This is a genomic window from Streptomyces sp. WELS2, assembly GCF_013870595.1.
GTDB lineage: Bacteria > Actinomycetota > Actinomycetes > Streptomycetales > Streptomycetaceae > Streptomyces.
The window spans coordinates 1-11,052 of the sequence record NZ_JACBWZ010000142.1 but is presented as its reverse complement, the minus strand read 5'-3'; the positions used below and the strand labels follow the sequence as shown (position 1 = coordinate 11,052).

The following is an 11,052-nucleotide window of genomic DNA, read 5'->3' as shown; positions in this document are numbered from 1 at the left end:
GGCGTGGACGACATCCCGTCGCGCGGGGCGAGCGTGCGGCGGCCGAAGCGGGACTCGGTCCAGCCGGCGCTGCCCGCGCCGTCGGGAGCCCGCTCCTGCGAGACCACCCGGTAGCGGCCGTCGGCGGCCCGCGCGAGCCGCAGCACCTGCGGGACGTGTCCGCCGCCGCACTCCACCAGGCCGCCGTCGCGCACCCCGTACTCGACGCACAGCGTGTCGACGCCCGCCCGCACCTCGTCCCCGTGCCACTCCAGGCCGACCGGCTCGGCCCGGCAGAACCAGTGCGCGTCCAGCGCGGGCACCGTCTCGCCGTACCCGGTGCCCCGCTGCTCCGCCGTCAGCCGGGCCTCGATCACCGGCCGGACCTCCGCCCACAGCCGGGCGTCGACCTGCCCCGGCCGCATGGCCCACACGCCGCTGCCCACCAGCACCGCCACGGCCCCCGCGCCGGTCGCCCATCTGATCGCCGTCATCCCACGCCCTCCCCTCGGCCCCCGCCGCAGGCGTAGACCCGCGGGGCCGGGACGGGGTTGCATAGTGCACGGCCCCGGGACAAACCCGCTCGATGAGGCACACTGGACGTTTGGCCGTTGTGGAAAGGGTGTGCCGCGCGTGAATGGTCCACTGATCGTCCAGTCCGACAAGACCCTGCTGCTGGAAGTCGACCACGAGCGGGCCGACGACTGCCGGCGGGCCATCGCCCCCTTCGCCGAGCTGGAGCGGGCGCCCGAGCACATCCACACCTACCGGGTCACCCCGCTCGGCCTGTGGAACGCGCGCGCCGCCGGGCACGACGCCGAGCAGGTCGTGGACGCCCTGGTGCAGTACAGCCGCTATCCCGTGCCGCACGCGCTGCTCGTGGACATCGCCGAGACGATGGACCGCTACGGCCGGCTCACCCTCAGCAAGCACCCCGCGCACGGACTCGTCCTGACCACCACCGACCGGCCGGTGCTGGAGGAGGTGCTGAAGTCCAAGCGGATCGCCCCGCTGGTCGGCGCCCGGATCGACCCGGACACGGTCGTCGTGCACCCCTCCGAGCGCGGGCAGATCAAGCAGACGCTGCTGAAGCTGGGCTGGCCGGCCGAGGACCTCGCCGGGTACGTCGACGGCGAGGCGCACCCCATCGAGCTGCTGGAGGACGGCTGGGCGCTGCGCCCCTACCAGAAGCAGGCCGTGGAGAACTTCTGGCACGGCGGCAGCGGTGTGGTCGTCCTGCCCTGTGGTGCCGGCAAGACGCTGGTCGGCGCCGGGGCGATGGCCCAGGCGAAGTCGACCACGCTGATCCTCGTCACCAACACCGTCTCCGCCCGGCAGTGGAAGCACGAGCTGGTGAAGCGGACCTCGCTGACCGAGGACGAGATCGGCGAGTACAGCGGCACCAGGAAGGAGATCCGGCCGGTCACCATCGCCACCTACCAGGTGCTGACGACCAAGCGGAAGGGCGTCTACCCGCACCTGGAGCTGTTCGACTCCCGGGACTGGGGGCTGATCCTCTACGACGAGGTGCATCTGCTGCCCGCGCCGGTCTTCAAGTTCACCGCCGACCTCCAGGCGCGCCGCCGGCTGGGGCTCACGGCCACCCTGGTGCGCGAGGACGGCCGGGAGTCGGACGTGTTCTCCCTCATCGGGCCCAAGCGGTTCGACGCGCCGTGGAAGGAGATCGAGGCGCAGGGCTACATCGCGCCCGCCGACTGTGTCGAGGTCCGGGTGAACCTGACCGACTCCGAGCGGCTGGCGTACGCGACGGCCGAGGCGGAGGAGAAGTACCGCTTCTGCGCGACCACCGCGACCAAGCGGAAGGTCACCGAGGCGATCGTCCGCCGGTTCGCGGGGCAGCAGGTCCTGGTCATCGGCCAGTACATCGACCAGCTGGACGAGCTGGGTGAGCATCTGAACGCTCCCGTCATCAAGGGGGAGACCTCCAACGCCCAGCGCGAGAAGCTCTTCGACGCCTTCCGTGAGGGCGAGATCAGCGTGCTGGTGGTGTCGAAGGTCGCGAACTTCTCCATCGACCTGCCCGAGGCCACGGTCGCCATCCAGGTGTCCGGGACCTTCGGCTCCCGGCAGGAGGAGGCCCAGCGGCTCGGCCGGGTGCTGCGCCCCAAGGCCGACGGCCACCAGGCGCACTTCTACTCGGTGGTCGCCCGCGACACCATCGACCAGGACTTCGCCGCCCACCGGCAGCGGTTCCTGGCCGAGCAGGGCTACGCCTACCGGATCGTGGACGCCGACGAGATCCTGGCGGAGGGCGCGGCCTGACGCGCCGGGCGGCGGGCCGCCGCCGCCCACGCCAGCAGGACGAGGACCAGCAGCGGGTACGGGGACGCCGCCGGCTGCTGCCACCACGGCAGGTGCAGGTCCCGGTCGCCCGCGTGCGGGACGAGCCACAGGGTGCGGGCGGTGAAGACCGCCGCCGTGGCGGCCGCCGCCCACCGGCGGCCGTCACCGAGCAGCACCGCGATCAGCGGCACGCACCACACCCAGTGGTGGGACCAGCTGATCGGGCAGACCAGCAGGGCCGTGCACGCGGTGAGCAGGATGCCGTACCGCTCCTGCCGGGCGCGGGCCGCGAGCCACAGCCCGGCGGCACCGGTGACCAGCGCCGGCAGCACCCAGCCGAGGCCCGGCGCGGGATCGCCGAGCATCCGTGCGATCAGCCCCTGGAGGGACTGGTTGTCCACGATCCAGGCCTTGCCGACCCGGCCGGTCTCCCACAGCCGCCGGGTCCAGAAGGAGACGGTCGCCGAGGGCAGCAGCACGGCGCCGGACGCGACCGTCCCCGCGAAGGCCGCGAGCGCGGTCGCCGCCTCCCGTATCCGGCCGCGCAGCAGCAGCCAGACCAGGAACACGGCCGGGGTGAGTTTGATCCCGGCCGCGATCCCGAGGGCCGCTCCCGCCCACCGGGCGCCCGGGGGCCGGGTCAGGTCCCACAGGGTCAGGCAGGCGACGGCCAGGTTGACCTGGCCGAACAGCAGGGTCTGGAAGACCGGTTCGAGCCACAGGGCGAGGGCGGTGGCGGCCCAGACCACGGGTGGGGCCGGGGTGCGCCGGGCCAGGCGGGCGGACAGGACGACGAGGACGGCGAGCAGGAGCACGTTGGCCGCGAGGAACGCCGTCTTCAGGACGGGAACGGGGAGCCAGGCCGCCGGGACGAACAGGATCGCGGCGAAGGGCGGGTAGGTCGCGGGGAGCCGCCACTCGGTGACGGTGAAGCCGTACAGGTCGGTGCCGTGGGCGACGGCGGCGCCCTCGGCGCGGTAGACGAGGAGGTCGGCCATGGGCGCGCCGCGCAGGGCGCAGAGCGTGCCGAAGGAGGCGAGGGAGAGGGCGAGCAGGAGCAGGGCGGTCCGTTTCCGCACGGAGCCGACCCTATGTGATCATCTGCGGCGTATGCCCGCTTCCTCGCCGTACTCGCCGTACCCGCCGAGGACGACGACGCCGAACGCGGCCTCGGCGAACACCTTGACGGCGCGCAGGGCGTTGCCCAGCGGGTGGTGGTGGGTGCCGTCCAGGGCGGTGGCGCCGGACGGCTGCCGGAAGGGGGCGGGTGTGATGGTCGCTGCGCTCATGCCTTCATGGTGGATCGCCGGGCACCGCCGGCGCATCGGCCCACGGGTCCGGTTCCCGGCCGCCCCGCGTAGGCCTCCGGGTGGACGCCACCCCTGAGGCCGAACGGCCCGCGTCCCCTAGGGGACGGGCCGGGCCCGGAAATTCGTTGGACGTTTCCCGGCGCCCCGCCTAGGATCTCCGCCCTTGCCCCGCCTCCCTCACGGAGTGCCGCCGTCCGGCCGGAAACCGGGTGGCAACGTCGTAGCCCATGCAGCAGGCCCACCGGAGGCACCCCCTTGTCCACGCCCGCCCACGACCCGCTCGACGACCCCCTGGCCCGGGAGCGCGCCCACCTCTCCGCGTCCCGTGCCGCCCTGCGCGCCATGCGTGAGGACGTGGAGGCGCTCGACATCCGCGACGTCACCGCGAACTGGGTCAACGCCGAGGTCCTCGCCCACCAGATCGACGAGCGCATCAAGGCGCTGGCCGACCTCAGCGACACCCCGCTGTTCTTCGGCCGTCTGGACTACCTGCACGCGCCGGGCGCCGAGCAGGCCGAGGGCGCCGAGGGCGAGCGGTTCTACATCGGGCGGCGGCACGTGCACGACGCCGACGGCGATCCCATGGTCATCGACTGGCGCGCACCGGTATCGCAGCCGTTCTACCGGGCGTCGAAGAGGAACCCCATGGACGTCGGGCTGCGCCGGCGTTTCGGCTACACCGGCGGCGACCTGACCGCGTACGAGGACGAGCACCTGTCCGACCCGGCGGAGGCCGCCACCACCAGCAAGCTGCTCCAGCGGGAGATCGAGCGGCCGCGCGTGGGCCCGATGCGGGACATCGTCGCCACCATCCAGCCGGAGCAGGACGAGATCGTCCGGTCCGGCCTGTCCGGGACGGTCTGTGTGCAGGGCGGTCCGGGCACCGGGAAGACCGCCGTCGGCCTGCACCGGGTCGCGTACCTGCTGTACGCCCACCGGGAGCGGCTGGCCCGCACCGGCACCCTGGTCATCGGGCCGAACCGGTCCTTCCTGCACTACATCGAGCAGGTGCTGCCCGCGCTGGGCGAGCTGACCGTGCGGCAGGCGACGGTGGACGACCTGGTCGCCCATGTGGAGGTGCGCGGCACGGACGAGGCCGCCGCCGCGGTCGTCAAGGGCGACGCCCGGATGGCCGAGGTGCTCCGGCGGGCCCTGTACGCGCACGTGACCTTGCCCACCGAGCCGCTCGTGGTCGTGCGCGGCTCCCGGCGCTGGCGGATCCCGGCCTACGAACTGGAGGAGATCGTCGGCGAGTTGCTGGCCCGGGACATCCGTTACGGCGCGGCCCGCGAGGCGCTGCCGCAGCGCGTCGCGCACGCGGTGCTGGTGCGCATGGAGCAGGCCGGGGAGGCGCCGGACGACCGGGTGCAGGACGCGGTGGCCCGCAACAGCGCGGTGAAGGCGGCCGTGAAGGCGGTCTGGCCGGCCGTGGACCCTGCGAAGCTGGTGCTGCGGCTGCTGTCGGACGCGGAGTTCCTCGCCGAGCACGCCGCCGGGGTCCTGGACGAGGACGAGCAGAAGACGATCCTGTGGACCAGGCCGGCGCGCAGCGTGAAGTCGGCCAAGTGGTCGGCGGCGGACGCCGTGCTGATCGACGAGGCGGCCGATCTGATCCAGCGCACCCACTCGCTGGGGCACGTGGTGCTGGACGAGGCCCAGGACCTGTCCCCCATGCAGTACCGGGCCGTCGGCCGCCGCTGCACCACCGGCAGCGCCACCGTGCTGGGCGACCTGGCCCAGGGCACGACCCCGTGGGCGACCCGCAGCTGGGCGGAGGCACTCGCGCACCTGGGCAAGCCGGACGGGGCGGTGGAGGAGCTGACGGCCGGTTTCCGCGTGCCGACGGACGTCATCGCGTACGCCTCCCGGCTGCTGCCGCACATCGCGCCCGGCCTCGCCCCGGTCGCCTCGGTCCGGGAGAACCCCGGTTTCTTCGAGGTGCGTCCGGCGGCCGGGGCGGCCGATGTGGTCGACGCCTGCGCGCGGCTGCTGCGCAACGAGGGCTCGACGGGTCTGATCGCCGCCGACGCGCGCGTCCCGGAGCTGGCCGAGGCCCTGACGGCCGCCGGGATCTCCTACCTGGCACCCGGCGAGGAGACCACCCGCGAGACCCGGCTGACCCTGGTCCCGGCCTCGCTCGCCAAGGGCCTGGAGTACGACTACGTGGTGCTGGACGAGCCGCAGGCGGTGGTGGACGGCGAGCCGGACGAGCGCACCGGCCTGCGACGCCTGTACGTGGCGCTGACCCGGGCGGTGTCGGGTCTGATCGTGACGCACGCGGCGCCGCTGCCCCCGCAGCTCGCCGAGTAGGGTGCTGAGCCGTTCCGTCATGTCCCCCTGGAAAGGCCCCCGTTGAGCACGCCGCATCCGCCCCCGCCGTATCCCGCGTACCCCTACCGACAGCCCGGGGCGCCGTACCCGCCCGCTCCGGGGTGCGAGGTGTGCGGGGCGCTGCCCGCCGCGCCGGTGACGGTGCGCGGGCACCAGGGCATGGTGGTGCTGATGCGGCTCCTGCGGCGGCGGGAGACGCTGTGCCGCACCTGCGCGCTGGCCGTGTTCCGCCAGATGCAGCGGGACACCCTGGTACGGGGCTGGTGGGGGCTGCTGTCGCTGCTCGTCACGCCGGCCACCCTGCTGCTCAACCTCGGTGCGCTGGCCCGGATCCGGAGGCTGCCGGCACCGGTCACGGCCGCCTGGCGCCCGCCGCTGGACCCCGGCCGCCCGCTGCTGCGGCGGCCGGCCGTGCTGCTCCCGCTCGCCGTCCTGGCCGCGCTGGTGATCGCCGTACCCGTCCTGATCGCCACCGGCGGCTCCGACGAGCCGTCCCGGGTGCGTTTCCAGCCCCGGAAGAACACCGAGCCGCTGTCGGTCGGCGCGTGCGCGCACAACGACCGCGAGTGGCCCCACCAGGACCTCAGGAACGTGCCCTGCGACTCGCCGGACGCGCAGTTCCTGGTCACCGAGCAGCACAACGGGTACTGCGCGGACGGCGACTACTACGCCTACCTCCAATACAGCGCGGACGGCGCGACCCCGCTGTGCCTGCACCCGGTGCGGAACTAGACGCCGCCGGCGTCCCCGTCCAGCGCGGTGCGCCACCGCGCGACCTCCTCGGCCGAGACCGGCCCCCGCCAGCCGGCCGGGCGGGCCGCGCCGCCGATGTGGAACGCGTCGATCCCGCCCTCGCGGAGCCGGGTCACGTGGTCGAGGCGCAGCCCGCCGCCGACCATGATCCGCTGCTCGTAACCCGGGCCGCCGCCCCGCGCCGCCTCGGCGAGCAGCGTGGGCAGGCCGTCGTCCACACCGGAGGCGGCGCCGGCGGTGAGGTAGGTGTCCAGGCCGGGCAGGTCGGCGAGCTGCTTGCGCAGGGCGTCCCGGTCGGCGGCCCGGTCGATCGCCCGGTGGAAGGTCCACGGGCAGCCGTCGAGGGCGTCGACGACCCGCTCCACGGCGGCCATGTCGGCGCCGCCGTCCTCGGCGAGGAACCCGAGCACGAACTGGTCGGCGCCCGCCTCCCGCAGCTCGCCGGCCAGGCCGACCAGCCGGTCCAGGTCGCCGGCCGCGAAGCCGTCCGCGATGCGGAGCATCACGCGCAGGTCGATGTCGACGGCGGCGCGGATCGCGGCGACGGTGGCGGGCGCGGGGGTGAGCCCGTCGGCCGCCATCTCGGTGACCAGCTCCAGCCGGTCCGCGCCTCCGGCCTGGGCGGCGACCGCGTCCTCGAGGTCGAGGGCGATCACCTCCAGGACTGCACGCTTGCTCATGGCACCCCATTCATCGGCATTCGTCGGGCGACTACAGGTCTAGTCCAATTCAAGAGTATGCCCGTCCCCGAGCGCCAGCCGTACGAACGGGGGCCAGCCGTACGAACGGGACGGCCGGCGGTCTCCGGCATGCGGGAGGCGGCGGGCGGCACGGAAGAATGGGGACATGGCCGACCTCGACGCCCTGCGACTCCGCTTCACCCGCGCCCTGGAGGCCGCCCGCGGCCCCGGCGGCGGCCCCGACCCCGCCCCCTACGCCGACAACCTGCTCGCCCGCTGGCGGGAGCCGCAGCGCCACTACCACACCGTGGCGCACCTCACCGCCGTACTCGACCACGTCGACACCCTGGAGCGGTACGCGGCCGACCCGGACGTGGTCCGGCTGGCCGCCTGGTTCCACGACGCCGTCTACCTCCCGGAGCGGTCCGAGAACGAGGAGCGGTCCGCGCGGCTGGCCGAGCGCGCGCTGCCCGAGGCGGGCCTGCCGGACGCGAAGACGGCCGAGGTGGCCCGGCTGGTCCGGCTCACCGTCGGCCACGACCCGGCCGGTGACGACGCCGACGGCCAGGTGCTGTGCGACGCCGATCTCGCGATCCTGGCCGCGCCCCCGTCCGCGTACGCCGTCTACACCGCCGGGATCCGTGAGGAGTACCACTTCGTGCCCAACGACGCCTTCCGCGCGGGGCGTTCGGCGATTCTGCGCCAACTCCTCGGCCTGCCCCGCCTGTTCCACACCCCGTACGGCCGGGAGCACTGGGAGGCCACCGCCCGCTACAACCTCTCCTCGGAGCTGGAAATGCTGTCGACCTGAGGGAGGCCGCCGCCTAGGGTGCGCCCATGCGATCGATGAACGGCGATGACGTGACCGAGGCCGTCGCGGGCTGTATCGCGGCCCTGCGCCCTGCGGTGGACCGCGACTGGACGGCCGTCCCGGCCGGGGGACTGGAGTGGGACTGCCGCACCACCGCCGTGCACGTCGCCGACGACCTGGTGGCGTACGCCGCCAACCTCGTCACGCGCGCGCGGGACGGCTACGTCCCCTTCATGCTGACCCCCGACGAGGGCACCGGCAACGCGGACCTGCTCCGGGTCGTCGAGGCGACCGGCGGCCTGCTCGCGGCGGTCGTCGACACCGCCCCGCCCGGAGCGCGCGGCCACCACAACTACCCCTACGGCAGTGCCGACCGCGTGGGCTTCGCGGCGATGGGCGTCGCCGAGGTGCTGCTGCACACCCATGACATGACCCAGGGCCTCGGCCTGCCCTACGAGCCCTCCGCCGACCTCGCCGAATCCGTCCTGACCTGGCTCTTCCCGCACGTCCAGCCGGGCCCCGAGCCCTGGCCGACCCTGCTGTGGGCCACCGGCCGGGGCGAGCTGCCCGGCCGCGCCCCGGTCACCGAATGGCGCTGGCGCAACAATCTGGTCATCCCCGCCGAGCGCCTCGACCTGGTCGGCGTCCGCCCGGCCGCCGCGCACGATCTGTCCCTCGGCGGCGACGGTGGGTTCGAGTGGGTCGAAGGGGGCCCGTACGAGGGCACGCGGGAGGCCGCCGGATTCATGCTCAAGGCGTACCGAACCGGCGTCCACCGGCCGGAGTTCGGCGTTTTCACGCTGGTCCGCCGGGCGGACGGCCGCGCCGTCGGCGGCATGGGCTTCCACTCCGCCCCGGACGAGGAGGGCCGGGTGGAGATCGGCTACGACCTCGCGGAGTCCGCCCGCGGCAACGGCTACGCCACGGAGGCACTGCGCGCGCTGGCCGAGTGGGCGCTGGCCCGCGACGGGGTGCGGACCTTGTTCGCGACCATCGATCCCGCCAACACCGCCTCCCAGGCGGTCGTCTCCCGCGCCGGTTTCACCAAGGTGAGCGAGGACGGGGAAGGGTTGGCCTACGAGTTGCGGCGCTGAGCCAGGCCCTTGGGCCGGCGCAGCCCCGACTCCCGCAGCAGCCGGACCACTTCGCGGCTGCTGACCTCCACCGCCCCGGCGGCCACAGCGTCCGCGTACCGGTGCTCCGGGAGGTCGTAGTGGTCGCTGTCGAAGGCCCGCCGCGGCAGGCCCAACCGGGCGGCGAAGGCGTGCAGTTCGTCATACGACACGTCGCTGACCAGGTGCGACCACAGGCGGCCGTACCCGGGCCAGGCGGGCGGGTCGACGTACAGGGTCACGACGAGGCCGTTCCGCCGACGGCCGAGCCCAGCGAGCCCACCGACGCGACCTTCACACCGGCCTTGTGGCACACCCAGTGCGGGTCGGGGCCCAGTTCCGGTTCCACGTCCAGCGCGTGCGGGTCGCCGGAGCCGCACACCGGACACAGCGGCCAGCGGCCGTACCGCTCCAGCAGCGCGTCCTGGACGTCCTGCGCGACCAGCCCGGCGACGAAGGCGGCGCCGTCCGGCCACTGCTCGACCCACCAGCGCCGCTGGGCGATGGAGTCCTCCACCAGCGAGACCACGTCCGCCTCGGCGACCTCGCGCGCGACCAGGTCCGCGAGCACCAGGGCGCGGGCCGCGTGCAACGCCTGTTCCAGGGGGCTGATGGGGTCCATGCCCCCATTGTGCGCACTCTTGACCAGGACACCGAACCGAAAATATCTTTCATGCGTGACCCAGGACGTGAAGGAAATTTTCGGCAGTCCGGTCGGCTCCCTCGCCGCGAAGGTGCGCACGCTCGCCCCCTCCATGACCCGGTCCATGCAGCGGGTCGCCGAAGCGGTCGCCAACGACCCGGCCGGCTGCGCCGCCCTCACGGTCACCGGCCTCGCCGAGCTCACCGGCACCAGCGAGGCCACCGTCGTGCGCACCGCCCGGCTGCTGGGCTACCCCGGTTACCGGGACCTGCGGCTCGCCCTGGCCGGACTCGCCGCCCAGCAGCAGTCCGGCCGCGCGCCCGCGATCACCACCGACATCGCGGTGGACGACTCCCTGGACGACGTGGTCGCCAAGCTGGCCTACGAGGAGCAGCAGACCCTCGCCGACACGGCCGCCGGACTCGACACCGGGCAGCTCGGCGCGGCCGTCACCGCGCTGGTCGGGGCCCGGCGCACCGATGTGTACGGCGTGGGAGCGTCCGGGCTGGTCGCCCAGGACCTCACCCAGAAGCTGCTGCGGATAGGCCTCATAGCCCACGCGCACAGCGATCCGCATCTTGCGGTGACCAACGCCGTGCAGCTCCGTTCGGGTGATGTGGCGATCGCGATCACCCATTCCGGGACGACGGGGGACGTCATCGAGCCGCTGCGGGTCGCCTTCGAACACGGGGCGACCACGGTGGCCGTCACCGGGCGGCCGGACTCACCGGTCACCCAGTACGCCGATCTCGTGCTGACCACGTCGACGTCGCGGGAGACGGAGCTGCGGCCCGCCGCGATGTCCTCCCGGACCAGCCAGTTGCTGGTGGTGGACTGTCTGTTCGTCGGGGTGGCGCAGCGGACGTACGAGACGGCGGCACCGGCGCTGGCCGCGTCCTACGAGGCGCTGGCGCACCGGCACCGGAGCGCTTCGCGATAGGACCGTAGGGACAGCACGTCCCCGTACCGGAGAGAGCCACCCCCCTTATGACCTCTCACGACCTGCGCAGTCAGCTGGCCTCCCTGACCACCGAGGCCTTCCGGCCCGAGCTGGCCGGCATCGATCGGCTGCCCACCCTGGAGATCGCCCGGCTGATGAACGGCGAGGACGCGGGCGTGCCCGGCGCCG

General features: G+C 73.8%; 12 protein-coding genes and 1 pseudogene. 7 read left to right on the top strand and 6 right to left on the bottom strand.

Annotated features, from left to right (window positions below; genetic code table 11):
- Positions 1 to 473 (bottom strand): hypothetical protein (locus H5J33_RS11870; RefSeq protein WP_181794863.1); only part of this gene is annotated, 473 nt, incomplete at its 3' end.
- Between the two features lie 139 nt (positions 474 to 612).
- Between H5J33_RS11870 and H5J33_RS11865 the strand changes: the two genes are divergently transcribed.
- Positions 613 to 2,262, top strand: coding sequence for a DNA repair helicase XPB (locus H5J33_RS11865; RefSeq protein ID WP_181794862.1), 1,650 nt, complete (start codon positions 613 to 615; stop codon positions 2,260 to 2,262).
- Here the strand turns inward: H5J33_RS11865 and H5J33_RS11860 are convergent.
- Both H5J33_RS11860 and H5J33_RS11855 read right to left on the bottom strand, forming a co-directional pair.
- Positions 2,214 to 3,338, bottom strand: a complete 1,125-nt coding sequence (locus H5J33_RS11860) for a glycosyltransferase 87 family protein (protein WP_399552811.1) — start codon at positions 3,336 to 3,338, stop codon at positions 2,214 to 2,216. The genes H5J33_RS11865 and H5J33_RS11860 overlap by 49 nt on opposite strands.
- Before the next feature lie 42 nt (positions 3,339 to 3,380).
- Positions 3,381 to 3,572, bottom strand: coding sequence for a hypothetical protein (locus tag H5J33_RS11855; RefSeq protein WP_181794861.1), 192 nt, complete (start codon positions 3,570 to 3,572; stop codon positions 3,381 to 3,383).
- Positions 3,573 to 3,848: 276 nt separating this feature from the next.
- Here H5J33_RS11855 and H5J33_RS11850 point away from each other — a divergent pair, with 276 nt between their 5' ends.
- Positions 3,849 to 5,903 carry a UvrD-helicase domain-containing protein gene (locus H5J33_RS11850; protein ID WP_181794860.1) on the top strand — a complete coding sequence of 685 codons (2,055 nt, stop codon included), beginning with the start codon at positions 3,849 to 3,851 and terminating at the stop codon, positions 5,901 to 5,903.
- A gap of 42 nt (positions 5,904 to 5,945) precedes the next feature.
- Positions 5,946 to 6,656 (top strand): hypothetical protein, encoded by a 711-nt coding sequence (locus H5J33_RS11845; RefSeq protein ID WP_258565021.1) that lies wholly within the window; start codon positions 5,946 to 5,948, stop codon positions 6,654 to 6,656.
- On the opposite strand, the gene H5J33_RS11840 is transcribed toward H5J33_RS11845, so the two are convergent.
- Positions 6,653 to 7,357, bottom strand: coding sequence for a copper homeostasis protein CutC (locus H5J33_RS11840; RefSeq protein WP_181794859.1), 705 nt, complete (start codon positions 7,355 to 7,357; stop codon positions 6,653 to 6,655). The two genes, H5J33_RS11845 and H5J33_RS11840, sit on opposite strands and share 4 nt — an antisense overlap.
- 166 nt (positions 7,358 to 7,523) lie before the next feature.
- Between H5J33_RS11840 and H5J33_RS11835 the strand changes: the two genes are divergently transcribed.
- Together H5J33_RS11835 and H5J33_RS11830 are read left to right on the top strand one after the other, a co-directional pair.
- Positions 7,524 to 8,168, top strand: coding sequence for a hypothetical protein (locus H5J33_RS11835; protein WP_181794858.1), 645 nt, complete (start codon positions 7,524 to 7,526; stop codon positions 8,166 to 8,168).
- 26 nt (positions 8,169 to 8,194) lie between these two features.
- Positions 8,195 to 9,262: a GNAT family N-acetyltransferase gene (locus H5J33_RS11830; RefSeq protein ID WP_220212242.1), complete on the top strand. Its 1,068-nt coding sequence runs from the start codon at positions 8,195 to 8,197 to the stop codon at positions 9,260 to 9,262.
- On the opposite strand, the gene H5J33_RS11825 is transcribed toward H5J33_RS11830, so the two are convergent.
- A complete protein-coding gene (locus H5J33_RS11825) occupies positions 9,244 to 9,522 on the bottom strand; it encodes a DUF4031 domain-containing protein (protein WP_181794857.1) in 279 nt (92 codons plus the stop codon). The genes H5J33_RS11830 and H5J33_RS11825 overlap by 19 nt on opposite strands.
- Positions 9,519 to 9,902, bottom strand: coding sequence for a hypothetical protein (locus H5J33_RS11820; RefSeq protein ID WP_181794856.1), 384 nt, complete (start codon positions 9,900 to 9,902; stop codon positions 9,519 to 9,521). Before H5J33_RS11820 ends, H5J33_RS11825 begins: the two co-directional genes overlap by 4 nt.
- A 55-nt stretch (positions 9,903 to 9,957) precedes the next feature.
- Here H5J33_RS11820 and H5J33_RS11815 point away from each other — a divergent pair, with 55 nt between their 5' ends.
- Positions 9,958 to 10,863: a MurR/RpiR family transcriptional regulator gene (locus H5J33_RS11815; protein ID WP_181794855.1), complete on the top strand. Its 906-nt coding sequence runs from the start codon at positions 9,958 to 9,960 to the stop codon at positions 10,861 to 10,863.
- A gap of 47 nt (positions 10,864 to 10,910) precedes the next feature.
- Positions 10,911 to 11,052 (top strand): annotated as a pseudogene (locus H5J33_RS37385) (N-acetylmuramic acid 6-phosphate etherase); the annotation flags it as partial.

Bases quoted from the DNA above. Each gene is read 5' to 3' on its own strand.
- H5J33_RS11855 (WP_181794861.1), bottom strand. From the start codon at position 3,572: ATGAGCGCAGCGACCATCACACCCGCCCCCTTCCGGCAGCCGTCCGGC.
- H5J33_RS11840 (WP_181794859.1), bottom strand. From the start codon at position 7,357: ATGAGCAAGCGTGCAGTCCTGGAGGTGATCGCCCTCGACCTCGAGGAC.
- H5J33_RS11835 (WP_181794858.1), top strand. From the start codon at position 7,524: ATGGCCGACCTCGACGCCCTGCGACTCCGCTTCACCCGCGCCCTGGAG.
- H5J33_RS11830 (WP_220212242.1), top strand. From the start codon at position 8,195: ATGCGATCGATGAACGGCGATGACGTGACCGAGGCCGTCGCGGGCTGT.
- H5J33_RS11820 (WP_181794856.1), bottom strand. From the start codon at position 9,902: ATGGACCCCATCAGCCCCCTGGAACAGGCGTTGCACGCGGCCCGCGCC.